This window comes from Pseudomonas fluorescens NCIMB 11764 (assembly GCF_000293885.2).
GTDB classification, from domain to species: Bacteria; Pseudomonadota; Gammaproteobacteria; order Pseudomonadales; family Pseudomonadaceae; genus Aquipseudomonas; species Aquipseudomonas fluorescens_B.
On the sequence record NZ_CP010945.1, the window covers coordinates 2,442,277 to 2,467,065 of the forward strand.

The 24,789-nt window shown below is 60.4% G+C and carries 22 protein-coding genes; 18 read left to right on the forward strand and 4 right to left on the reverse strand.

The window, feature by feature from the left end; all coding sequences use genetic code 11:
• Positions 1–61 precede the first annotated feature (61 nt).
• The 15 genes from B723_RS11075 (at position 62) to B723_RS11145 (ending at position 16,504) form a co-directional block, all read left to right on the forward strand.
• Positions 62–784, forward strand: a complete 723-nt coding sequence (locus B723_RS11075) for a tellurite resistance TerB family protein (RefSeq protein WP_017336652.1) — start codon at positions 62–64, stop codon at positions 782–784.
• A 190-nt stretch (positions 785–974) separates the two neighbouring features.
• Positions 975–2,597, forward strand: a complete 1,623-nt coding sequence (locus B723_RS11080) for a methyl-accepting chemotaxis protein (protein ID WP_017336653.1) — start codon at positions 975–977, stop codon at positions 2,595–2,597.
• Positions 2,597–3,133, forward strand: coding sequence for a chemotaxis protein CheW (locus B723_RS11085; RefSeq protein WP_017336654.1), 537 nt, complete (start codon positions 2,597–2,599; stop codon positions 3,131–3,133). The genes B723_RS11080 and B723_RS11085 overlap by 1 nt, the downstream gene beginning before the upstream one ends.
• Positions 3,130–4,398 (forward strand): CheR family methyltransferase, encoded by a 1,269-nt coding sequence (locus tag B723_RS11090; RefSeq protein WP_017336655.1) that lies wholly within the window; start codon positions 3,130–3,132, stop codon positions 4,396–4,398. The genes B723_RS11085 and B723_RS11090 overlap by 4 nt, the downstream gene beginning before the upstream one ends.
• Entirely contained in the window at positions 4,395–5,075 is a 681-nt protein-coding gene (locus B723_RS11095) for a chemotaxis protein CheW (protein ID WP_017336656.1), read from the forward strand. Before B723_RS11090 ends, B723_RS11095 begins: the two co-directional genes overlap by 4 nt.
• Entirely contained in the window at positions 5,072–7,381 is a 2,310-nt protein-coding gene (locus B723_RS11100; RefSeq protein ID WP_017336657.1) for a hybrid sensor histidine kinase/response regulator, read from the forward strand. Before B723_RS11095 ends, B723_RS11100 begins: the two co-directional genes overlap by 4 nt.
• Positions 7,378–8,388: a chemotaxis response regulator protein-glutamate methylesterase gene (locus tag B723_RS11105; protein ID WP_017336658.1), complete on the forward strand. Its 1,011-nt coding sequence runs from the start codon at positions 7,378–7,380 to the stop codon at positions 8,386–8,388. Before B723_RS11100 ends, B723_RS11105 begins: the two co-directional genes overlap by 4 nt.
• A gap of 48 nt (positions 8,389–8,436) precedes the next feature.
• Positions 8,437–9,438 carry a response regulator gene (locus B723_RS11110; protein ID WP_017336659.1) on the forward strand — a complete coding sequence of 334 codons (1,002 nt, stop codon included), beginning with the start codon at positions 8,437–8,439 and terminating at the stop codon, positions 9,436–9,438.
• Positions 9,439–9,686: 248 nt separating this feature from the next.
• Positions 9,687–10,782, forward strand: a protein-coding gene (gene prfB / locus B723_RS11115; RefSeq protein WP_139272976.1) for a peptide chain release factor 2 whose coding sequence is annotated in 2 segments (ribosomal slippage) — positions 9,687–9,758 and positions 9,760–10,782 — 1,095 coding nt in all. Because the reading frame shifts where the segments join, the coding sequence is not laid out codon by codon here.
• 70 nt (positions 10,783–10,852) lie between these two features.
• Complete coding sequence (gene lysS, locus B723_RS11120; RefSeq protein WP_017336662.1) at positions 10,853–12,355, forward strand: lysine--tRNA ligase; 1,503 nt, start codon at positions 10,853–10,855, stop codon at positions 12,353–12,355.
• A 102-nt stretch (positions 12,356–12,457) separates the two neighbouring features.
• On the forward strand, positions 12,458–13,174 hold the full coding sequence (locus B723_RS11125) for a TetR/AcrR family transcriptional regulator (RefSeq protein WP_031318424.1): 717 nt from the start codon (positions 12,458–12,460) through the stop codon (positions 13,172–13,174).
• Between the two features lie 72 nt (positions 13,175–13,246).
• Entirely contained in the window at positions 13,247–13,801 is a 555-nt protein-coding gene (locus B723_RS11130) for a hypothetical protein (RefSeq protein ID WP_017336664.1), read from the forward strand.
• A gap of 62 nt (positions 13,802–13,863) precedes the next feature.
• Complete coding sequence (locus B723_RS11135) at positions 13,864–15,114, forward strand: flavohemoglobin expression-modulating QEGLA motif protein (RefSeq protein ID WP_193393018.1); 1,251 nt, start codon at positions 13,864–13,866, stop codon at positions 15,112–15,114.
• A 149-nt stretch (positions 15,115–15,263) separates the two neighbouring features.
• Complete coding sequence (locus B723_RS11140; protein ID WP_017336666.1) at positions 15,264–16,178, forward strand: alpha/beta hydrolase; 915 nt, start codon at positions 15,264–15,266, stop codon at positions 16,176–16,178.
• The gene (locus tag B723_RS11145; RefSeq protein ID WP_017336667.1) at positions 16,175–16,504 is read left to right on the forward strand and encodes a hypothetical protein; all 330 of its coding nucleotides are present in this window, start codon (positions 16,175–16,177) and stop codon (positions 16,502–16,504) included. Before B723_RS11140 ends, B723_RS11145 begins: the two co-directional genes overlap by 4 nt.
• Before the next feature lie 84 nt (positions 16,505–16,588).
• Here the strand turns inward: B723_RS11145 and B723_RS11150 are convergent, their stop codons facing one another.
• The 4 genes from B723_RS11150 to B723_RS11165 all read right to left on the reverse strand — a co-directional run bounded on the left by B723_RS11150 (position 16,589) and on the right by B723_RS11165 (position 20,108).
• Entirely contained in the window at positions 16,589–17,995 is a 1,407-nt protein-coding gene (locus B723_RS11150) for a hypothetical protein (protein ID WP_017336668.1), read from the reverse strand.
• 142 nt (positions 17,996–18,137) lie between these two features.
• A complete protein-coding gene (locus B723_RS11155) occupies positions 18,138–18,926 on the reverse strand; it encodes an OmpA family protein (RefSeq protein ID WP_017336669.1) in 789 nt (262 codons plus the stop codon).
• 48 nt (positions 18,927–18,974) lie between these two features.
• The gene (locus tag B723_RS11160) at positions 18,975–19,388 is read right to left on the reverse strand and encodes a DUF4398 domain-containing protein (RefSeq protein ID WP_017336670.1); all 414 of its coding nucleotides are present in this window, start codon (positions 19,386–19,388) and stop codon (positions 18,975–18,977) included.
• Positions 19,389–19,763: 375 nt separating this feature from the next.
• Positions 19,764–20,108: a hypothetical protein gene (locus B723_RS11165; protein ID WP_008024664.1), complete on the reverse strand. Its 345-nt coding sequence runs from the start codon at positions 20,106–20,108 to the stop codon at positions 19,764–19,766.
• Positions 20,109–20,310: 202 nt separating this feature from the next.
• On the opposite strand from B723_RS11165, the gene ppc reads away from it, so the two are divergent.
• The 3 genes from ppc to tsaB all read left to right on the forward strand — a co-directional run bounded on the left by ppc (position 20,311) and on the right by tsaB (position 24,640).
• Positions 20,311–22,941, forward strand: coding sequence for a phosphoenolpyruvate carboxylase (gene ppc, locus B723_RS11170; RefSeq protein WP_017336671.1), 2,631 nt, complete (start codon positions 20,311–20,313; stop codon positions 22,939–22,941).
• A 288-nt stretch (positions 22,942–23,229) separates the two neighbouring features.
• Positions 23,230–23,877 carry an adenylate kinase gene (adk, locus tag B723_RS11175; protein ID WP_017336672.1) on the forward strand — a complete coding sequence of 216 codons (648 nt, stop codon included), beginning with the start codon at positions 23,230–23,232 and terminating at the stop codon, positions 23,875–23,877.
• A gap of 88 nt (positions 23,878–23,965) precedes the next feature.
• Positions 23,966–24,640 (forward strand): tRNA (adenosine(37)-N6)-threonylcarbamoyltransferase complex dimerization subunit type 1 TsaB, encoded by a 675-nt coding sequence (gene tsaB, locus B723_RS11180; RefSeq protein ID WP_017336673.1) that lies wholly within the window; start codon positions 23,966–23,968, stop codon positions 24,638–24,640.
• Positions 24,641–24,789 lie beyond the last annotated feature (149 nt).

Here is a 24,789-nt window from a genome sequence, read left to right on the forward strand (position 1 = left end):
ACTTTCGATCTAGGCTGGTGGCCTTAAGTGTCGGTAAACCCCTTTCGTGGAGGTGGCAAAAATGATTACCCGTGGATTGCTCGATCAACTACTCAAGTCCGGCCAGGACCTGCTGCAGAACAAGGCGGGTGGTGCACAGAACAAGGCTTCCAGCGGCGGCCTGGGTGGGCTGCTCGGCGGCAGCGGTGGCTCGGGCGGCCTTGGCAGTTTGCTCTCGGGCGCCGGTGGAGGTGCACTGGCGGCGGGCGCCATGGGGCTGTTGATCGGCAACAAAAAGGTTCGCAAAGTCGGCGGCAAAGTCGCCATTTACGGCGGCCTCGCAGCGCTGGGCGTCATTGCCTACAAGGCTTACGGTAACTGGCAGGCCCAGCAGGGCGCTGCACCTCGGGGCGAACCGCAAACGGTGGACCGGGTTCCGGCCGCCCAGGTCGAGCAACACAGTCAGGCGATCCTCAAGGCGCTGGTGGCCGCGGCCAAGGCTGATGGTCATGTCGATGAGCGCGAGCGCGCGTTGATCGAAGGCGAGTTCACCAAGCTCGACAACGATCAGGAGCTGCAACACTGGCTGCACGCCGAGCTCAACAAGCCGCTCGATCCAACCGATGTGGCGCGCGCCGCCAGCACCCCGGAAATGGCCGCCGAGATGTACATCGCCAGCGTGATGCTGGTGGACGAAGAGAACTTTATGGAGAAGTCCTACCTGGATGAACTCGCTCGGCAGCTGAAGCTGGAGCCGGGTTTGAAGGCCGAGCTGGAAAAGCAGGTACGCCAGGCTGCCCTTTAAGGCTCAAGATCGCCATCGTCGGAATGCCGCCCAGACCTAGCCCGCGATGGCGTCACCAGGCGCGTCACTTCATTCAAAGCCACCGCCAACGTTTTTCCTCGAGATGAGAAGCGCCACGCATCCGTCTTATAAATGAAACACCGCCCTCGGCTATACTCCCCGGCATTTGAAATGGCCCCGAGGACTGACTGTGAAGAACTGGACGTTGCGCCAACGCATTTTGGCGAGCTTTGCGGTGATTATCGCCATCATGCTGCTGATGGTCGTCGTCTCGTATTCGCGGTTGCTGAAGATTGAAGCGAGCGAAGCCAGCGTTCGCGACGACGCGTTGCCCGGTTTGTATTACAGCTCAATGGTGCGTAGCGCCTGGGTAGACACTTACCTGCAAACCCAGGAAATGCTCGGCTTGAAAGAAGGGCAGGGTTTTAGCGCTGAAGAGGCCGAAAAATCCAAAACCTATCAAGCGCACCTGCAGGAGCAGATGGCCCGATATCAGGAAACCGTGACGACCGATGAAGACAAGGTCGAGTACGCCGTCTTCGAAAAGCTCCATGAGAACTACCACAAAGTCCTGGCCGCAGTGCACGACCTGCACAAGCGTAATCAGGAGGTCGAAGCCATCAAGATGTTCAACGAGCAGCTGACCCCGGCCTGGACCGCAGGTCGCATGAAGCTCAACGACATCATTCGCGAAAACAAAGCAGTGGCAGATGTTGATGTTGCGAACATCGATGATGCCGTGATCACCGCGAAAGTCATCATGGGCATCTCCCTGCTGGTGGCGATATTGGCCGCCGGCCTCTGCGGTCTGTTGCTGATGCGCGCGATCATGGCGCCGATGAACCGCATCGTGCAGATCCTCGAAATCATGCGCACCGGCGACCTCAGCAGCCGCTTGAACCTGGAGCGCAAGGACGAATTCGGCGCCGTGGAAACCGGCTTCAACGACATGATGACCGAGCTGACGTCGCTGGTGTCCCAGGCTCAACGCTCGTCGGTGCAGGTCACCACGTCGGTCACCGAGATCGCCGCCACCTCCAAGCAACAACAAGCCACCGCTACGGAAACCGCCGCCACCACCACGGAAATCGGCGCGACATCCCGTGAAATCGCCGCCACCTCGCGGGATCTGGTACGCACCATGACCGAAGTGTCCACCGCTGCCGATCAGGCCTCGGTGGCTGCCGGTTCCGGACAGCAGGGCCTGGCGCGGATGGAAGAAACCATGCATTCGGTGATGGGCGCAGCCGATCTGGTCAACGCCAAACTGGCGATCCTCAACGAAAAGGCCGGCAACATCAATCAGGTGGTGGTGACCATCGTCAAGGTCGCCGACCAGACCAACCTTCTTTCCTTGAACGCGGCCATTGAAGCCGAGAAGGCCGGTGAATACGGCCGCGGGTTTGCCGTGGTCGCCACCGAAGTGCGGCGTCTGGCGGACCAGACCGCCGTGGCCACTTATGACATCGAGCAGATGGTGCGCGAGATCCAGTCGGCGGTATCGGCGGGGGTCATGGGCATGGACAAGTTTTCCGAAGAAGTGCGCCGCGGCATGTCCGAGGTGCAGCAGGTCGGCGAACAGCTGTCGCAGATCATCCATCAGGTTCAGGCGCTGGCGCCGCGGGTGTTGATGGTCAACGAAGGCATGCAGGCCCAGGCCACCGGTGCCGAACAGATCAACCACGCGCTGGTGCAGTTGGGCGATGCCAGCAGCCAGACCGTCGAGTCCCTGCGCCAGGCCAGTTTTGCCATCGACGAACTGAGCCAGGTGGCCGTCGGGCTGCGTAGCGGCGTTTCGCGATTCAAAGTCTGATGAGCGAACTCACGGCCAAACGCACCGCCGTGAAGCCGGCGATGCAGGCGTTGTTTCTGCTGTTTCGCATCGGCAGCGAACGCTATGCCCTGCAAGCGATCGAGGTGGCGGAAGTGCTGCCGCGTCTGCCGTTGAAGCCGATTCCCCGCGCACCGGACTGGGTCGCCGGAGTGTTCGCCTATCGCGGCGCGGTGGTGCCGGTCATCGACCTCAGTGCGCTGACGTTCGGTTTGCCGGCTCAGGCCCGCACCAGCACGCGCCTGGTGCTGGTCAATTACCGCCCGGACGAAACCGTTGACGCGCAGTTGCTCGGGCTGATCCTGGAACAGGCGACCGACACGCTGCGCTGCAACCCGGCGGATTTCCAGCCTTATGGCCTCGACAATCGCCAGGCGCCTTACCTCGGACCTGTTCGCGAAGATGCGCAAGGTTTGCTGCAATGGGTGCGTGTCGCTGACCTGCTGGATGAACAGGTTCGCGCACTGCTGTTTCCGTCACCGCCACTGGATCCGGCGTTGTTTGAGGAGCGGCCATGAGCAGCGACCAGCGGTTTTTCGATTTTCTCAAGGAACGCATCGGCCTCGACGTAACCTCGGTGGGCCCGGCGATCATCGAGCGTGCCGTGCGCCAGCGCAGCACTGCATCGCGGTCGCAGACGGCCGATGAGTATTGGCACACCTTGCAGAGCTCGCTGGATGAGCAGCAAGCGCTGATCGAAGCGGTGATCGTTCCCGAAACCTGGTTTTTCCGTTACCCGGAATCCTTTGCCACCCTGGCGAAACTGGCGACCAAACGCCTGACCGACATCAACCACATGCGTGCGCTGCGAATCCTCAGCCTGCCGTGTTCCACTGGCGAAGAACCCTATTCCATTGCCATGGCGTTACTGGATGCCGGATTCAAGCCATACCAGTTCAAAGTCGAAGGCATGGACGTCAGCCCGCTGTCGGTGGAAAAAGCCAGGCGCGCGCTGTACGGCAAGAACTCGTTTCGTGGCCAGGACCTTGCTTTCCGCGAACGGCATTTCAGCGTTGCGGACGATGGCTATCGCCTCAGCGAGCGAGTCCTGGAACAGGTGCGTTTGCAGGTCGGCAATCTGCTGGATCCGGCGTTGCTGGCCAACGAACCACCGTATGACTTCGTGTTCTGCCGCAACCTGCTGATCTATTTCGATCAGCCGACTCAACAACAAGTCTTCGAAGTGCTCAAGCGTCTGACCCATGTCGATGGTGTGCTGTTTATCGGCCCGGCCGAGGGCAGTTTGCTGGGGCGCTTTGGCATGCGCTCGATTGGCATTGCGCAGTCTTTCGCGTTCAGTCGCCAGAGCGCCCCGGCGCCTGAACCTGTTCCAGCCTTTGTGCCGACACGGCTGCCGGCGCGTCAGCCGGTGCGCAGCGTGACGCCGCCGCCCGTTCGCAGCCGGCCTTTTGCAACCGTGACGCCGCTGCCGTCGGTGGTGAAAGCCGTCAACCCGGACGCCGCCACGTTGCTGGCCAACATCGCCGCACTGGCCAACGAAGGCAAAAGCGCCGAAGCTCGCGCCGCGTGCGAACGCTATTTGCGCAGCCATGAACCGGTGGCCCAGGTGTTTTACTGGCTCGGCCTGCTCAGCGATGTTGCCGGCAGTGCTTTCGAAGCCCAGGGTTTCTATCGCAAAGCGTTGTACCTCGAACCGCAACATCCCGACGCGTTGATGCACCTGGCGGCCTTGCTGCAATCCCAGGGCGACACGGCGGGCGCCCGACGATTGCAGGACCGCGCCGCCCGCAGCGAGCGCGTAGACAGTGAGCGCAAACGATGACCGCCGACACCTTTAGCCTCACCCATGAAGATGCCCAGGCCATCGACGATTGCTGGAACCGCATCGGTATCCACGGCGACAAGTCCTGCCCGCTGCTGATCGACCATATTCACTGCCGCAACTGCGCGGTGTATTCGGCCGCCGCCACGCGTTTGCTTGACCGCTACGCGTTGCAGCAGGATGACTGCGGGCAAGTCTCGGTCGCGGTCGAAAGCGATGTGAAAACCCGCTCGCTGTTGATGTTCCGCCTCGGTGAAGAATGGCTGGGCCTGGCCACCCGCAGCCTGGTGGAAGTGGCGCCGCTGCAAGCCATCCATTCCCTGCCGCACCAGCGCTCCCGGGCCTTGCTTGGCGTGGCGAACGTGCGCGGCGCGCTGGTGGCGTGCCTCTCGCTGGTGGAACTGCTGGGGCTGGACGCCACCAGCAGCGTGGCTTCAGGCGCGCGCGTGATGCCGCGCATGTTGATCATTGCCGCCCACGGGGGACCGGTGGTGGTGCCGGTGGACGAAGTCGACGGCATCCATGCCATCGACGAACGCACCCTCGACGCGGCGTCCCTCTCCGGTAGCCAGGCGAGCGCCAAATACACCCGTGGCGTGTTGCAATTCAAAGGTCGCAGCCTGCGCTGGCTGGATGAAGAACAGCTGCTGTCCGCCGTGACCCGGAGCCTCACATGACCCCCGAGCAAATGCGCGACGCCTCGTTGCTGGAACTGTTCAGCCTGGAAGCCGAAGCCCAGACCCAGGTGTTGAGCGCGGGTCTGCTGGCGCTTGAACGCGATCCGACCCAGGCCGTGCACCTCGAGTCGTGCATGCGTGCGGCCCACTCGCTCAAGGGCGCGGCGCGGATCGTCGGGGTCGATGCCGGGGTCAGCGTTGCCCATGTGATGGAAGATTGCCTGGTCAGTGCCCAGGAAGGCCGATTGTATCTGCGCCCCGAGCACATAGATGCCTTGCTGCAGGGCACCGATTTGCTGATGCGCATCGCTACGCCGAACAACGGGCCAACGCCGGCGGACATCGATAGTTATGTGGGCTTGATGGGGCGTCTGCTGGATCCGCTGGCACTTGCCGCGCCGATCAGCACGCCGATTGCGCCATTCATGACCGGTCCGGAAGTCCCATCCCTCGAACGGTTGACTCCAGAAATCGAGCCAGTCATCGCCGCGCCCGAAGCGCCGGAGGTGCCAGCCGAACCCGTCGCACCGCGTAACACCAAGCGCACCACCGAAAACGGCGAGCGTGTCTTGCGGGTCACGGCCGAACGCTTGAACAGCCTGCTCGACCTGTCGAGTAAATCCCTGGTGGAAACCCTGCGGCTCAAACCGCACCTGGCCACCATGCAGCGTTTGAAACGCCTGCAGAACAACGGCCTGCGGGCACTGGAAAACCTCAACGTCCACCTCAAGGAGCAGGCCTTGAGCCTGGAGGCCCGGGAAGCCCTCGAAGATGCTCGGCGGTTGCTGGCGGAATCCCAGCAATTGCTGGTGGAAAAAAACGCCGAACTGGATGAGTTCGCCTGGCAGGCCAGTCAACGGGCGCAGGTGTTGTACGACACGGCGCTGGCCTGTCGCATGCGGCCGTTTGCCGATGTGCTGACCGGCCAGGTGCGCATGGTCCGTGACCTGGGTCGCAGCCTTGGCAAACAGGTACGTCTGGAGATCGAGGGCGAGAAAACCCAGGTCGACCGCGACGTTCTGGAAAAACTCGAAGCGCCGCTGACGCACCTGCTGCGCAATGCCGTCGATCACGGCATTGAATCCCCGGGGCAACGGTTGCTGGCCGGCAAACCTGAAGAAGGTTTGATCCGCCTGCGCGCGTCCCATCAGGCCGGTCTGCTGGTACTGGAATTGAGCGATGACGGCAACGGCGTCGATCTGGAAAAGGTCCGCCGCAGCATCATCGAACGTCAGTTGTCTCCGCCGGAAACCGCCGCGCAGTTGAGCGAAGAGGAACTGCTGACGTTTCTGTTCCTGCCGGGTTTCAGCCTGCGGGACAAGGTCACCGAAGTGTCTGGACGCGGCGTCGGGCTGGACGCGGTTCAGCACATGGTTCGTCAGCTGCGCGGCGCGGTGGTGCTGGAGCAGGCGGCGGGCGAGGGCAGCCGTTTCCACCTCGAAGTGCCGCTGACGCTGTCGGTGGTGCGCAGTCTGGTGGTGGAAGTCGGCGACGAGGCGTATGCGTTTCCGCTGGCTCACATCGAGCGCATGTGCGATCTGGAGCCGGCGGACATCGTGCAGGTCGAAGGCCGTCAGCACTTCTGGTACGAAGGCCGGCACGTCGGATTGGTCGCCGCAAGCCAATTGCTCCAGCGCCCGGCAAATCAGAACAGTCACCAAACGCTCAAGGTCGTGGTAATCCGCGAGCGCGATGCGATCTACGGCGTCGCGGTCGAGCGGTTCATCGGCGAGCGCACGCTGGTGGTTTTGCCGCTGGACGAACGTCTGGGCAAGGTGCAGGACATTTCTGCCGGCGCCTTGCTCGACGACGGTTCGGTGGTGCTGATTGTCGACGTCGAAGACATGCTGCGGTCCGTGGATAAACTGCTCAATACCGGTCGCCTGGAACGTATTGCCCGCCATAGTAATCAGGCGCCCGAAGCGGCGCGCAAACGGGTGCTGGTGGTCGACGATTCGCTGACCGTTCGCGAGTTGCAGCGCAAATTGTTGGTCAATCGCGGCTACGACGTGGCCGTGGCGGTGGATGGCATGGATGGCTGGAACGCCCTGCGTTCGGAGGATTTCGATCTGCTGATTACCGATATCGACATGCCGCGCATGGATGGCATCGAACTGGTGTCTTTATTGCGCCGGGACAATCGATTGCAATCGCTGCCGGTTATGGTGGTGTCTTACAAGGACCGTGAAGAAGACCGTCGTCGTGGACTGGACGCCGGGGCCGACTATTATCTAGCCAAAGCCAGTTTTCATGACGACGCCCTGCTTGATGCAGTGGTTGAGCTCATCGGAGGAGCGCGGGCATGAAAATCGCAATCGTCAACGACATGCCCATGGCGGTAGAGGCTTTGCGCCGCGCCTTGGCGTTTGAGCCAGCGCACGAGGTGATCTGGGTCGCCGGCAATGGGGCCGAAGCGGTGCAACGTTGCGTGGAAAACACCCCGGACCTGATCCTGATGGACCTGATCATGCCGGTGATGGACGGCGTCGAGGCGACCCGACGGATCATGGCGGAGACGCCGTGCGCCATTGTGATTGTCACGGTCGACCGCCAGCAGAACGTGCATCGGGTGTTCGAGGCCATGGGGCATGGGGCGCTGGATGTGGTGGATACGCCCGCGATCGGTGCCGGCAATGCCCAGGAGGCCGCGGCGCCGCTACTGCGTAAGATCCTGAACATCAGCTGGCTGATCGGCGGCAAGGGTAATCAGGTGCGACCCGCGCCGAGTCCGTTGCGCCACTCGGGCTCCCGACAGAAATTGATCGCCATCGGTTCGTCCGCGGGCGGCCCTGCGGCGCTGGAAGTGCTGCTAAAGGGCCTGCCGCGAGATTTTACGGCGGCCATTGTGCTGGTCCAGCATGTCGACCAGGTGTTCGCCGCCGGCATGGCCGAATGGCTCAGCAGTGCCAGCGGCCTTAACGTGCGCCTGGCCCAGGAGGGGGAGCCGCCGCAGCCGGGCACCGTGCTGCTGGCCGGCACCAACCACCATATTCGCCTCCTGAAAAACGGCACGCTGGCGTACACCGCCGAGCCGGTCAACGAGATCTATCGGCCCTCGATCGATGTGTTTTTCGAGAGCGTGGCCAGTTACTGGAACGGCGATGCCGTGGGTGTTTTGTTGACCGGGATGGGGCGCGATGGCGCGCAGGGGCTTAAACTCATGCGTCAACAGGGCTACCTGACCATCGCTCAGGACCAACAAAGCAGCGCAGTCTATGGCATGCCGAAAGCGGCAGCGGCCATCGACGCGGCTGTGGAGATTCGCCCGCTGGACAAGATAGCGCCACGATTGCTGGAGATTTTCGCCAAATGACTACGCTTAGCAGCAATCCTGGTCCAGGTAGTACTCAGGTGACCGAACATGACTGACTTACAGCTCGACGGCTTCAAAACCGACGAAAACGCCGCGATGGTGTTGTTGGTGGACGATCAGGCCATGATCGGCGAGGCGGTTCGCCGCGGGTTGTCGAATGAAGAAAACATCGACTTCCACTTCTGCGCCGATCCGCATCAGGCGATTGCCCAGGCAATCCGGATCAAGCCGACCGTGATCCTGCAGGATCTGGTCATGCCCGGCCTCGACGGCCTGAGCCTGGTGCGTGAATACCGCAATCACCCGGCCACCAAGGATATTCCGATCATTGTGCTGTCGACCAAGGAGGACCCGCTGATCAAAAGCGCGGCATTCGCGGCCGGGGCCAATGATTATCTGGTGAAACTACCGGACAACATCGAGCTGGTGGCGCGTATTCGCTATCACTCGCGCTCCTACATGACCCTGTTGCAACGCGATGCGGCGTACCGCGCGTTGCGGGTCAGCCAGCAGCAATTGCTCGACACCAACCTGGTGCTGCAACGCCTGATGAACTCGGACGGCCTGACCGGGCTGTCGAACCGTCGTCACTTCGACGAGTACCTGGAGCTGGAGTGGCGCCGTTCGTTGCGTGATCAGAGCCAATTGTCGTTGCTGATGATCGATGTGGACTACTTCAAGTCCTACAACGACAACTTTGGCCACCTCGAAGGCGACGAAGCCTTGCGCAAGGTCGCCACAGCCATCCGTGACGCCAGCGCCCGGCCTTCGGACTTGCCTGCCCGTTATGGCGGTGAAGAATTTGCGCTGGTCCTGCCCAACACCACGCCGGGGGGCGCGCGACTGGTCGCGGAGAAACTGCGCCAGACCGTGGCCGCGCTGAAGATCCCGCACATTTCACCGACCGAAGGCTCAAGCCTGACCATCAGCATCGGCCTGTCGACCATGACCCCACAACCGGGCGCCGATTGCCGGCAATTGATCTCGGCGGCGGACAAGGGGCTGTACCTGGCGAAGAACAATGGGCGTAATCAGGTCGGCATCGAGTAACCCGCGACCGGATCTCCGCCTGGCAAATTCCCCCTGTGGCGAGGGAGCTTGCTCCCGCCGGGTCGCGCAGCGGCCTTTTTCACCGAAGGGACTGTTGCGCAGTCCAGCGGGAGCGAGCTCCCTCGCCACAGGTTGCTCGGTGTTCGCTTTAATCAATCGCCGCTAAAGCCGCCAGGCGGGCTGCCGAGACAGTCTGATTACGTTATACTCGCCGGCTTTCAAAAGTTCGCCAACGAGTGCTGCCCGCCATGGAAATCAACCCGATCCTTAACAGTATCAAGGACCTGTCCGAGCGCTCCGAAACTATTCGGGGGTATCTTTGACTACGATCAAAAGCATGAGCGTCTGACTGAAGTCAATCGCGAGCTTGAAGATCCGTCTGTCTGGAACAACCCGTCGTACGCTCAGGAACTGGGCCGCGAGCGGTCCCTGCTGGCGCAGATCGTCGAAACCCTCGACGAAATGCACACCGGCCTGGCCGACGCCAAAGACCTGCTGCTGATGTCCGCAGAGGAAGAAGACCAGGCCGCCGTCGATGACGTCGCCGCCGAAGTCGAGCGTCTGCGCGAGTCCCTGGAAAAACTCGAATTCCGTCGCATGTTCAGCGGTGAAATGGACGCCAACAACGCCTACCTGGACATCCAGGCCGGCTCCGGCGGCACCGAGGCCCAGGACTGGGCCAACATCCTGCTGCGCATGTACCTGCGCTGGGCTGACAAACGCGGTTTCGACGCGACCATCATGGAACTGTCGGCCGGTGAAGTCGCCGGGATCAAGGGCGCCACCGTGCACATCAAGGGCGAATACGCCTTTGGCTGGCTGCGTACCGAAATCGGCGTGCACCGTCTGGTGCGCAAGAGCCCGTACGACTCGGGCAACCGCCGTCACACCTCGTTCTCGGCCGTGTTCGTGTCGCCGGAAATCGATGACAACATCGAAATCGACATCAACCCGTCGGACCTGCGCATCGACACCTACCGCTCCTCCGGTGCCGGTGGTCAGCACGTAAACACCACCGACTCGGCCGTACGGATTACCCACGTACCGACCAACACCGTGGTCAGCTGCCAGAACGAACGCTCCCAGCACGCCAACAAAGACACCGCGATGAAAATGTTGCGGGCGCGCTTGTACGAGCAGGAAGTGCAGAAACGCAATGCCGCCTCGCAAGCCCTGGAAGAGACCAAGTCGGACATCGGCTGGGGTCACCAGATCCGCTCCTACGTTCTCGATGCGTCGCGAATCAAGGATTTGCGCACTAACATCGAACGCAGCGATTGCGACAAGGTGCTCGACGGCGACATCGACGAATACCTGGTGGCGAGCCTGAAACAAGGGCTGTAACCGCTAGTCAAGACCTCAAGTCCCCCGTCATCGGCGGGGGCAACGAACCTGTGATGGAATTTTTAAAGACATGAGCGACCTAGAACTCGACCCGCAAGCCCTGCAACAGGAAGAAAACTCCCTGATCGCCCTGCGCAAGGAAAAGCTTGCCGCCGAGCGCGCCAAGGGCAATGCCTTCCCGAACGACTTCCGCCGCGACAACTACTGCGAAGACTTGCAGAAACAGTACGCGGACAAGACCAAGGAAGAGCTCGCAGAGGCTGCAATCCCGGTCAAGGTTGCCGGTCGCATCATGCTCAACCGTGGCTCGTTCATGGTGATCCAGGACATGTCCGGTCGCATCCAGGTTTACGTCAACCGTAAAACCCTGTCCGAAGAAACCCTGGCGGCGGTGAAAACCTGGGACCTGGGCGACATCATTGCCGCCGAAGGCACCCTGGCCCGTTCCGGCAAGGGCGACCTGTACGTTGAAATGACCAGCGTGCGCCTGCTGACCAAATCCCTGCGCCCGTTGCCCGACAAGCACCATGGCCTGTCCGACACCGAACAGCGCTACCGCCAGCGTTACGTTGACCTTATCGTCAACGATGACGTACGCCAGACCTTCCGCGTGCGTTCGCAAGTGATTGCGCACATCCGCAGCTTCCTGATGAAGCGCGACTTCCTCGAAGTCGAAACGCCGATGCTGCAAACCATCCCGGGTGGCGCGGCCGCCAAGCCGTTCGAGACGCACCACAACGCGCTGGACATGGAAATGTTCCTGCGTATCGCGCCTGAGCTGTACCTCAAGCGCCTGGTGGTTGGCGGTTTCGAGAAAGTGTTCGAGATCAACCGCAACTTCCGCAACGAAGGCGTTTCGACCCGTCACAACCCTGAATTCACCATGTTGGAGTTCTACCAGGCGTACGCCGACTACGAAGACAACATGGACCTGACCGAAGAACTGTTCCGCGAGCTGGCGCAGCTGGTGCTGGGCAGCACCGACGTGCCGTACGGCGACAAGGTGTTCCACTTCGGCGAACCGTTCGTGCGTCTGTCGGTGTTCGACTCGATCCTCAAGTACAACCCTGAGCTGACCGCTGACGACCTGACCGACATCGAAAAGGCCCGCGCCATCGCCAAGAAGGCCGGCGCCAAGGTGCTGGGCTTCGAAGGCCTGGGCAAGCTGCAGGTGATGATTTTCGAAGAGCTGGTCGAGCACAAGCTGGAGCAGCCGCACTTCATTACCCAGTACCCGTTCGAAGTGTCGCCGCTGGCCCGTCGTAACGATGACAACCCGAACGTCACCGACCGTTTCGAGCTGTTCATCGGCGGCCGTGAAATCGCCAACGCCTACTCCGAGTTGAACGACGCGGAAGACCAGGCCGAGCGCTTCATGGCGCAGGTGGCCGACAAGGACGCCGGCGACGACGAAGCCATGCACTACGACGCTGACTTCGTTCGCGCGTTGGAGTACGGCATGCCGCCAACGGCGGGTGAAGGGATCGGCATCGACCGCCTGGTGATGCTGTTGACCAACTCCCCGTCGATCCGCGACGTGATCCTGTTCCCGCACATGCGGCCGCAAGCGTAAGTGTTTCAATTAAAAAGCCGCCTGAAATGGGCGGCTTTTTATTGCCTGTCTGGTACAAACGTATCAATTGGTTACTTTTGAAGTAAGAGAGGAATACCTGCCGTGAATCGCGCAATGGCTCAAGAAGGTGCAGCGGGTGTCGCCACTGCGGTCGCTGAAAGTGTTCAGTACCAGGGCCGCAAGGCCAGCCGCCAGGGCAGTGAGCAGCGTCGACAGGACATTCTCGATGCCGCCATGCGTATTGTCGTGCGCGATGGCGTGCGGGCCGTTCGTCACCGTGCGGTCGCCGCTGAAGCCGGTGTGCCATTGTCGGCCACCACCTACTATTTCAAGGACATCGATGACCTGCTCACCGATACCTTCGCCCAATACGTGGAGCGCAGCGCGGCGTTCATGGCCAAGTTGTGGGTCAACAATGAAGGCCTTCTGCGCGAGATGGTCGTCAGCGGCGACGGCAGTGCCGAATCGCGCTCGCAACTGGCGGATGATATTGCGCGGTTGATGGCGGACTATGTCCATCGGCAACTGATCAACCGCCGCGAACACCTGATGGCCGAGCAAGCGTTTCGTCAGGAAGCGTTGCTCAACCCCCGCCTGGCGGAGTTGGTGCGCTCGCACCAGCAAATTCTCCTGCAGGGCACGTGTCAGCTTTTCCAGGTTTTGGGTTCCCGTGAACCCCAACAAGATGCCAAAGTGTTGACGGCGATTATCGGACGGATGGAATATCAGGGGCTGCTCAACGAAGCCGAGCCTGCCGCCGAAGCCGAAATGCTCGGCATCCTGACGCGGTACATGCATTTGGTATTGGCATCGGTGTGATCCATTGTGGTGCCCGCTTCCACAGGTTCGGTGGCCACATCAAGCCGGCGTATGTTTCAAAGGGAGTGTTGAATGAAAGCCTGGCGCGTCGTTGTGATCGCCTTGTCGTTCCTGCTGCTCAGTGGCTGCCTGGTGACTTTCAAGGAGCCACTGCCCACGAGCGACCCTGCGCCCAAGGGATTACTCGGCAAATGGACCAGCACCAACGCCTGGGGCGAACCGATGAACCTGGAGCTGACACGTATCGGCGACAATCGCTATCAGGCGGTCAGCTACTTCAAGGCCAAACCCAAGGAGCGCGAAGCCTATCCCTTCACCGTCTCGCGCCATGGCAGCCGCTGGTACCTGTCGGCGAAAGTGCCGGCGCAGTTCGGCGGGCATTTCACCATTGCCGGTTTTGAACTCACCGACAAGCACGAACTGGTGGTCTACAACCTCGACCTCGAGCAGATCAACCAGGCCCTGGGGCAGAAAGCTCTCAGCGGCGAGGGCTTTCAGACGGACGATGGCGACGGCGTGCTGATCAACACCGACATGGATCAGGTCTTCGCTTACCTCGATGATCCGGCCAACTCCGATGTCTTCGTCGAGGCCGTGCGCTATCAGCGCCTGGCCAAAGCCAAATAAACCCAGCACATAACGGTTTCTTACAGGAGTTTCGGGTGGACGATTACCAGCAGACGATACGCATGTTGTCCGATCGCATTGTGCTGGCGCAGACGCCGATTCGCGTCCTGGATGCGGTGAAGTGGGACGAAAGCATCCGCAAGGGTTTCCTCAAGGGCAAGGGCAAGGAAATGCCGGCGGTGGACCGCGATTACTACCTCAATCGCCCGCTGTCGTTCGATTCCAGCAAAGTGAAGCTGGAGTTCCAGAACATCGAGCGCGACATCACCCGCCAGCTCGGCCAGTTCAACCCGGTCGGCCAGATCATGCGGCGCATGTGCAAGGAATACCGGATGGTGGTGCGCATGCTCGAAGCACGCGGCACCGAGGACTTCGGCCTGATTTCCCAAGAGTTGTACGGCGCGGCGTCCGATGCGTTTCACGCGGGGGACCCGACCCTGTCCGACCTGGGCCTGATGCTCTCCGATTACCTGAACAACATCGATGGCCGGGGCGATCTGAAGGATGAACCGAAGATCCTAACCGCCAAGGATGCCGTGCATTTGCTGCAAACCCGGCTGAGCAAAGTGTTTGGCGAGGCCGAGGAAACCATTCGGGTGTTCGAGTCCGACGGGATTGTTGCCGATGCGGCGGCCGGCGCCGACTACATCAAGATCCGCACTGACGCGATGTTCAACGAGCGCGACGTACGCGCCCTCGAAGTCCATGAAGGGCTGGTGCATGTCGGCACTACGCTCAACGGTCTGAACCAACCGATCTGCACCTTCCTGTCCAAGGGGCCTCCGTCGTCGACCGTGACCCAGGAAGGCCTGGCGATCCTGATGGAAATCATCACCTTCGCCTCCTACCCGAGCCGTCTGCGCAAACTGACCAACCGCACCCGCGCCATTCACATGGTGGAGGAGGGCGCAGACTTCCTGCAGATCTTCGAGTTCTTCCGCGAACAGGGCTTTGAGATGGCGGAAAGCTACGGCAACGCCAGTCGGGTTTTCCGTGGTTCGGTACCGAACGGTCTGCCATTTACCAAAGACTTGTCCTACCTCAAGGGCTTTATCATGGTTTACAACTACATTCAGTTGGCCGTGCGCAAGGGCAAGCTTGAGCAAGTGCCGTTGCTGTTTTGCGGCAAGACCACGCTGGAGGACATGCGCACCTTGCGCCAGTTGGTCGATGAAGGATTGGTGGTGCCGCCCAAATATCTGCCGGAACAGTTCCGCGACATGAATGCGTTGTCGGCGTGGATGTGCTTCTCCAACTTCTTGAACCACCTGAGCCTGGACCGGATCGAAGCGGATTACTCCAATATTTTGTGACGATAATGCAATCTACTGTGGGAGCGAGCCTGCTCGCGATAGCGGCCTGACATTCAACATTGATGTTGCCTGATACACCGCTATCGCGAGCAGGCTCGCACACAGGGGAAAGGTGTATTTCCACCCAAATTTTCGCGGAGTTTCAACGGATGAGAATCCTCGGCATCCTTTGCCTTCTCCTGACCCTCGGCGGTTGCAGCTCCTTGCTGTTCTACCCCGAACCCGGCCAGTTGTTCACCCCGGAAAAAGCCAAACTCGAATACCGTGACGTGACCCTGGTCACCGCTGATGGCCTCAAGCTGCACGGCTGGTGGCTGCCGGCGAAAAAAGGCGTCGAGGTCAAAGGCACGGTGCTGCACCTGCACGGCAACGGCGGCAATCTGCCCATGCATCTGGGCGGCAGCTGGTGGTTGCCGGAAGAGGGCTATCAAGTGCTGCTGATCGATTATCGCGGCTACGGTTTGTCCGAAGGCGAACCGAGTTTGCCGGCGATCTATCAGGACATCGACGCCGCGTTCAAATGGCTCGACCAGGCGCCGGAGGTCAAAGGCAAACCGCTGATCCTGCTCGGGCAAAGCCTCGGTGGCTCAATGGCCGTGCACTACCTGGTTCAGCATCCCGAACGCCAGAAACAACTCAAGGCCTTTGTCCTCGATGGCGTGCCCGCCAGTTATCGCAGCATCGGCCAGTTCGCCCTCAGCAATTCCTGGCTGACCTGGGCGTTCCAGGTGCCGCTGTCGTGGCTGGTACCGGACGGTGACAGCGCGATCCACTCCATGGAGCAGCTCAATGGCGTGCCGAAACTGATCTACCACAGCATCGACGATCCGATCGTGCCTCTTTCCAATGGCATCCGTCTGTATCAAGCTGCGCCGCCGCCGCGGGTGCTGCAACTGACCCGTGGTGGGCATGTGCAGACGTTCGCCGACCCGGTCTGGCGCAAAGTCATGCTGCGATACCTCGATGACCCGCAGCATTTCAACGGTCTGCGCCGCCTGGGCGAAATCCCCAATTACCCGGCACCCCCGAATTCAGAAGATGAACCACCAGAGAGCCCGCAATGAGTGAAGAACGTAACGCCATCCCGCTGATCATCACCGGTATCTGCAGCATCCTCGGCACCGTGGGTGCCCTGTGGTGGTACGGCTACCTGCACTTCGCCAAACCCGAGGACGCGCTGCTGCTGAGCGAATTCACAATGCTCAAGACCGTGCCCGGCGAAGACTACAAGATCTCCCTGCAGCCGGCCGCGCAAGTGGCTCAGTGCATCGATGGCGTGCTGGTCATGTTCGACACCGAGCAGAAAGGCCTGACCGGTGTGTTGGTCAACAGCAAGAGAAAAGCCGTGCGCTGCATGGGGCAGGAAACGCCACAGAAGCTGGAGCCGTAGAAAGCGGCATAACGGCTCCCCTTCGGTCAACAGTGATTGAAGGGGACCGTTGGTTCATTGATTTACCCGTACGAGCAAAACAACCTAGGGGGCGACTTCAAAGTCGACGTAGTTGTACGGCGATGGGTTGAGGCCCATGACTTGCTGTACGCGCCCCTCGTACTTGCTGGCTGGTAATTGCGCTAGTGTTGAACTCCAGACTCCCGTGGCGTCTGCAACGGTGTTGATCACGTTCCACTTGCTTTCCCCAGACTTTCTATAGCCAATGACCATCCAGGCGCCGGGAGAACCCGTGCCTGAAAAAACGATGGGGTTTTGAGCGGCTGGCGCTCCCGCTACAGGTTTTTGAATGTTGGGCGGCGGTAAAGCCGTGAAGCAACCAGGCAGTGCCTCTCCGTTCACCGCAACGGCAAAGATCGCTCCTTGATCAGAACGTGAACAAAACCCGACAGAGATTTTTGCCTCCTCATCTTTCAAAATTCTGTTTCCTAACAGTGTCGGATCAGCTGTGGAAGCTGTTTCCGGTGTGGCGTCCAGTTGTGTGTTCAAAACAGCCGTTCCCATATTGGTGTACCTCACCCAGACGCCGTTGACTCGATTGTCAGAAGGTGGAAAGTTGTCGAAAGGCGTCGGTTTGCGGTATTCAAAAGCCAGTTGTGTTGGCGCCAACCCCGGACGATTGATGAGGTACAACTGCGGACCCTCCTGACCCAGTACACCCAGGCGATAGAGGCCGGTACGTTCGATCACGGCAACTTGCTTGTTATCCAGCCAGCCGGAATACCAGCGGTTGTTCGCAGGGTAGAGTGTTGCTCCACCTGAAACCGTATCTCCCGTGTCGCCATACCCATTCCTGGTGCAGTTGGCTGGGGCTGTCACAGTGTCGCCGTCTGTCGGGCATCGGGAGTACGTGTACCCATGGGAATATCCCAGGTTATGTCCGAACTCATGTTTGAACAAATGTGGGCTACCTTGACCGTAAACACCCATGTACCGCCCAGGTACATAAGCACTTGCCATCCCCCTACAAGAAATGACATTGATCAGATAATCGAAATTTTTCGGATCAAGCCCATGTGCCCTCGCAGCTTTCTCTCCTTCTGCAATGGACAATGCCATCGGATAAGACGGCCCCCCGCTTTGACATTCTTCCGGCCGAGGACCAGAGGTATAGGAGATTACCTGGCCTTCCAGGGTCAACTTTCCGCCTGACGCAGCCAGGATGTAGGTGCGTAATGAATTTGGGTCTGTAGAAAGGGTATCTTTTAGGGTTAGAGGCGTATCCAGAATGGTTTCACCTTGCCAGTTAACCACGCTGACCAGAACCTTTTTGACCCCTACAACGGGTCGCTGATTGACGCCCGGCTTGGGCAAGGGAATGTCGTTGGGTATGGCGTCTCTATCGTCATACGCAAAATCATTCAGACGTCCATCGTGCTGCACGCAGCCTGCAAGGATTGACGCTATACAAAACATCACTGTTTTACGCATGATTCGGCTCCCTATGCACTCAAAAAGTACGTGAGCCAAACTAAATGCGAATAGAGAACTCGACAACTGTCATAAATGACAGTCGTAAAAAAGCCCCGCCTGATCAGATCAGGCGGGGCTTTTGCGTTTCAGCAGGTTCAGCCTAGTTCGAGCTGACTGCCGAACGCGGGATCACCGGCTGGTTGTCGTTGGAAATGGTCACTTCCACGCGACGGTTCATCGCACGACCCGAGACGCTGCTGTTTTCAGCAACCGGGTATTCCATGCCGTAACCCTGGGCAACAATGCGCGCAGGATCTACGCCCATCTTCACCAGCGCCATGCGCACGGAACCGGCGCGACGCTCGGACAGCGACTGGTTATGCGAAGCCGTGCCGGTACTGTCGGTGTAGCCTTCGACAATCGCCTTGCGGTCCGGGTTTTCCTGAAGGAACTGCGCCAGTTTGTTGATATTCACCAGGCCGCTGGATTTCAGATCGGCCTTATCGGTGGCGAACAGCACATCGCCGAAGGTCACCAGCGTACCGCGATCGGTCTGCTTGGCGTTCAGGCTGTCCTGCAATTGCTTGATCTGCGCATCGCGAGCATCCAGGCGAGCCTGGGCGCGTTGTGCAGAAGCGTTCTTCAGGTTGGCTTCAGCGGTGCGCAGGGCGATGGTCTGCTTCGCCACTTCAACCCGCTGATTGGTCAGGTAGGCCAGTTGATCGACCGTATGCTCGTCCTGCTTGTCCAGATAAGCCTTGTCGGCCTTGTCCAGGTAATCGCTGGCGTCCTTGGTTTCCAGCGCGGCGACTTTGCTCGCCTGCGGGTTGGCTTGCAGGCCGCTGTAGTTGGTGCGGGCCTGTTCAAGGTTCGCGTTAGGCGGCGTCGAGCAGGCAGCCAGTGCAACGCTTGCGGCCAGCAGGGCAGGGATCATCAATTGATTGCGCATGTTGGTTTCGTCCTTTTAAGTCGAGAAAGAAGTACGTCGTAGCGGCGCTTATTGCACGGTGCGCTGGCTTTCCTGACGCAGTTCCTGAACCCCTTTCTGAGAGTCCTTCACCGCTTGTTCGGCTTTCATCGCCTGGGCTTTGCGTTCGGCAACACGAGCGTCCCACTCGGCCTGTTCGGCGAGCATGCGGGCTTCGTCATACTTTTTGTCGTGCATGGCGATTTCGGCTTGTTTGAGCTTGTCCTGGGCGGACTTCATTTCAACCGCGGCGAACTCGGTACCGCCCGCGCTGACGGCGCTGTTCACGGCCGATTGGGTCACGGCGTATTGCTCGGTCGGCGGGTTACCGGCGCAACCGGCCAGAACGAAGCTGGTCCCGATCGCCAGGGCAGCCATTTTCAGACCGCGCAGGTGGGTGAACGAGGACGTGGCAGTGCTGATTTTCATGGTCTTCAACTCCATTGGAAAAACTCCTGAACAACTAAAAATCCATCCTGGGCAAGGAGCCGCAACCATCAAATTTCGAAGCCTTTTGAAACGGCCGTCCCAGGCGTGGTTACTGGTTACGACCCGAGGCAATTTTTAAAAGTTCAGAGAAGATGGCCTATCGCCGGAAAAAACTTTGACCGAACGGACAAGGCTCTAAATCGGGAACTTTGGCGATGTGCAGCGGTATTCCCGGCTGTTTCGAGGTGCGGGAACATGCAATTGTTGAAGGGGACTGCGACCCCTGTGGGAGCGAGTCTGCTCGCGATAGTGGAGTGTCAGTCAATAGAAATGTTGAATGCCAGACCGTTATCGCGAGCAGGCTCGCTCCCACAAGTTACCGAGGTGAATTCAGTGCTTCTGCTTGTCTTCGCCGGAAGACAAATCATGCAAATGACGACGGGACAACGCGAGAAAACGCGGGGTTGGGCCGATGTCTTCGTACAGTGGATCGCCTTCTTCATCGGTGGCCACGATGGTCGAGCCCTTCACGTATGGAAAGCTCTTTTCCAGCTCTTCCAGCGCAGCGCCGATCAGTTCGCCGAGCAGTTCTTCGGGATGCCGTTTGGGGTACATCTCGATGATTGCCGCCAGCCGTGCGGCGGCCTCCACATCCAGATGAATCGAGTAGCCGGTGTCGGTCAGGCGACCCTTGGCGTTTTCTTCCCAATGATGGGCAAGCTCGCGGATTTTCATAAAAACCTCATGGCGCGCCAGCTCGTGGCAGGCAGGGTGAATGTCCGGCCATGGCCGGCGAAAGCCGTTGTACGGCTTACTCTTCAGACTAGCTTGCGCGCCCAAGGTTTAAAGTCCCTTCGTCGTGTGCTTGTAAGAAGTGCTTTACGGCGGCACTCTTTAACGCACGAAGCACACCGGATTTTTCGCTGGAGAACGGCTGATGACCGATATTGATGCACGCTTGCGCGAGGACGTTCACCTGTTGGGTGAGCTGTTGGGCAATACCATTCGTGAGCAGTACGGGGACGGTTTTCTCGACAAGATCGAGCAGATCCGCAAGGGCGCCAAGGCGGACCGTCGCGGTTCGATGGATGCCGAGCTGAGCGCCAGCCTCAACCAGTTGAGCGAAGACGAGTTGTTGCCGGTGGCGCGGGCGTTCAACCAGTTTCTCAACCTCGCCAATATCGCCGAGCAGTATCAGTTGATTCATCGCCGCGAAGAATCGCAGCCCGCGCCGTTCGAAGCGCGTGTGCTGCCCGAATTGCTCGCGCGCCTGCTTGCCGAAGGCCATGGTGCCGAATCCCTGGCGCGGCAATTGGGACGACTGCAAATCGAGCTGGTCCTGACCGCCCACCCGACCGAAGTGGCGCGCCGTACGCTGATCCAGAAATACGACGCCATCGCCGCGCAACTCGCGGCACAGGACCATCGCGACCTGACCACCGCCGAACGCGAACAGATCCAGGCAAAGCTCCAGCGCCTGATCGCTGAAGCCTGGCACACCGAAGAAATCCGCCGCACCCGCCCAACGCCTGTGGACGAGGCCAAGTGGGGGTTCGCGGTGATCGAGCATTCGCTGTGGCAGGCAATCCCGAACTATTTGCGCAAGGCCGATAAAGCCCTGCATGACGCCACTGGCCTGCATTTGCCGCTGGAGGCCGCGCCGATTCGCTTTGCTTCGTGGATGGGCGGCGATCGCGACGGCAACCCCAACGTGACCGCTGCCGTGACGCGCGAAGTCTTGCTGCTGGCGCGCTGGATGGCTGCTGATTTGTACGTGCGCGATATCGATCACCTGGCCGCCGAACTGTCGATGCAACAGGCCAGCGACGCGCTCAAAGCCAAGGCCGGCGACAGTGCCGAACCGTATCGCGCCGTCCTTAAACAGTTGCGTGAACGCCTGCGCGCTACCCGTAACTGGGCGCATGCCGCCTTGACGACGGCGACGCCGGCGCCCGCCGATGTGTTGCAAAACAATCGTGACCTGCTCGATCCGCTGGAGCTCTGCTACCAGTCGCTGCATGAGTGCGGCATGGGCGTGATCGCCGATGGGCCGTTGCTTGACTGCCTGCGCCGGGCAGTGACGTTTGGCCTGTTTCTGGTGCGTCTCGATGTGCGGCAGGACTCGTCGCGGCACTCGGCGGCGATGACTGAAATCACCGATTACCTCGGCCTCGGTCGCTACGAAGACTGGAACGAAGAGGAACGCATTGCCTTCCTGATGCGCGAGCTGAACAACCGTCGGCCGCTGTTGCCGGCGTACTTCAAACCCTCCGCCGACACCGCTGAAGTGCTGGCGACGTGCCGGGAAATCGCTGCCGCGCCGGAGGCTTCGCTCGGTTCGTACGTGATCTCCATGGCCGGCGCCGCTTCCGATGTGCTCGCCGTGCAGTTGCTGCTCAAAGAGTCTGGCGTATTGCGACCGATGCGCGTGGTGCCTCTGTTCGAAACCCTCGCCGACCTGGACAACGCCGGCCCGGTGATCGAAAAACTGTTGCTGCTGCCGGGTTATCGCACGCGCCTGCAAGGGCCTCAGGAAGTGATGATCGGCTACTCCGACTCGGCCAAGGACGCCGGCACCACGGCGGCGGCCTGGGCGCAGTACCGGGCGCAGGAACGACTGGTCGATATTTGCCGCGAGCAGCAAGTCGAGTTGCTGTTGTTCCATGGTCGCGGTGGCACCGTAGGCCGTGGCGGCGGCCCGGCACACGCGGCGATTCTGTCGCAACCGCCGGGGTCGGTGGCGGGGCGTTTCCGCACCACCGAGCAAGGGGAAATGATTCGTTTCAAATTCGGCCTGCCGGACATCGCCGAGCAAAACCTCAATCTGTACCTCGCGGCCGTGCTGGAGGCGACTTTGCTTCCGCCGCCGCCACCGGAGCCTGCCTGGCGCCACTTGATGGATGAATTGGCGGCAGACGGTGTCAGCGCTTACCGCGCCGTGGTGCGGGAAAATCCGCAATTCGTCGAGTATTTCCGCCAGTCCACCCCCGAGCAGGAATTGGGGCGCCTGCCGTTGGGCAGCCGCCCGGCCAAGCGTCGCGCCGGCGGGATCGAAAGCCTGCGGGCGATTCCGTGGATCTTCGGTTGGACCCAGACACGCCTGATGCTGCCGGCCTGGCTTGGCTGGGAAGCCGCGCTGAGCAAGGCGCTGGAGCGTGGCGAAGGGGCGTTGCTGGGGCAGATGCGAGAGCAATGGCCGTTCTTCCGTACGCGCATCGACATGCTGGAAATGGTCCTCGCCAAGGCCGACGCCGACATCGCCCGCTCCTACGATGAGCGGTTGGTAGAGCCGGATCTGCTGCCTTTGGGTGCACATTTACGCGACCTATTGTCGCAGGCCTGTGCGGTTGTCCTGGGGTTGACCGGTCAGTCGCAGCTACTGGCACATAGCCCAGACACCCTCGAATTCATCCGCCTGCGCAACACCTACCTCGACCCCCTTCATCTATTGCAGGCCGAGTTGCTGGCGCGTTCGCGACAGCAGGAAGTGGCACAGGGCAGCCCGGTAGAACAGGCGTTGCTGGTGTCTGTGGCGGGGATTGCCGCCGGTTTGCGAAATACCGGCTAAGGTTTTTGTCGTGGGTTCGGGCACTCGGCGCGGGCGTTGAGTGCCGGTTTGTGCAGGGCTGGAAAGTGCTGCCAGGCGACAGTTAATGATGGGGTTGCGACTTGGAGTACTCCGTCGCAGGGGCACGCGAGGCGCGGGTTTCTCCGACTTTCGGCGGCTTGTGTGGTCCGGGCCTGCTGTGTATCTTGATCAGCCTTTGGCCGTTTGGGCGGTCACGACCCTGTTTTTGAGATTGGCCCCACGAGGCGAATCCGTTGTTATCTATATAAAAAATTGAGGAGCACATCGATGCGCGTCATTCTGCTGGGAGCTCCCGGGGCCGGTAAAGGTACTCAGGCTAAGTTCATCACCGAAAAGTTCGGCATCCCGCAAATCTCCACCGGCGACATGCTGCGTGCCGCGGTCAAGGCCGGCACCGAGCTGGGCCTGATCGCCAAGAGCGTGATGGACAGCGGTGGCCTGGTTTCCGATGACCTGATCATCAATCTGGTCAAGGAACGCATCAGCCAGGCGGATTGCGCCAACGGTTTCCTGTTCGACGGTTTCCCGCGCACCATTCCTCAGGCTGAAGCCCTGGTGAAGGCCGGCGTCGAGCTGGACCACGTTGTGGAAATCGACGTCAAGGACGAAGACATCGTCCAGCGTATCGCCGGTCGTCGCGTTCACGAGGCCAGCGGTCGCGTGTACCACATCGTCTACAACCCGCCGAAAACCGCCGGTAAAGACGACATCACCGGTGAAGAGCTTGTGCAACGCAAGGACGATACCGAAGAAACCGTGCGTCACCGTCTCTCGGTTTACCACGCTCAAACCGAGCCACTGGTGAAGTTCTACCAGCAGTTGTCTGCTGCTCAGGGCAAACCGAAGTACAGTCACATCGAAGGTGTCGGCTCGGTTGAAGCGATCACCGGCAAGGTGCTTGAAGCACTGCGCTGAAAAAACGCTTTATCTTCTACGGCCCGCTTGCGGGCCGTAGTTGTTTATACTGGCGCACTTTTTTCTGACCTCTCTTACGGAAACATCGATGAGCACCTTGCTGGCCCTGGACACCGCGACTGAAGCTTGCTCCGTTGCCTTGCTGCATGACGGCAAAGTGACGAGCCATTACGAGGTGATCCCGCGCCTGCATGCGCAGAAGCTTCTACCGATGATCCAGCAATTGCTCGCCGATGCCGGGACCACCCTGCAAGCGGTTGATGCGATTGCCTTCGGCCGTGGGCCGGGCGCGTTCACCGGCGTGCGGATTGCCATTGGCGTGGTGCAAGGCCTGGCGTTCGCGCTGGATCGTCCGGTGTTGCCGGTGTCGAACCTGGCAGTGCTGGCGCAACGGGCGTATCGCGAACACGGTGTGAGCCAGGTCGCGGCGGCCATCGATGCGCGGATGGATGAAGTGTATTGGGGTTGCTACCGCGAAACGGCGGGGGAAATGCGACTGGTCGGCAACGAAGCCGTGTTGCCGCCGGAAGTGGCGGCACTGCCGGCCGATGCCAGTGGTGAGTGGTTTGGCGCGGGCACCGGTTGGGGGTATGCCGAGCGTATTGCCGTCAGCCTGATGGGGCAGGACGCAGGCATGTTGCCTCACGCCGAAGACCTGCTGACCCTGGCGCGATTTGCCTGGGCACGGGGTGAAGCGATCGTGGCAGATGAGGCGCAGCCGGTTTACCTGCGTGACAAGGTTGCGACGCCGAAAGCCCGTTGATTCCCTCTGTTCCTGTGGCGAGGGAGCTTGCTCCCGTTCGGCTGCGAAGCAGTCGTAAACCGGACGACGCGGTGTACCTGCGTATTTGGGGTCGCTTCGCAACCCAGCGGGAGCAAGCTCCCTCGCCACAATGAATATCCCAATGCCTG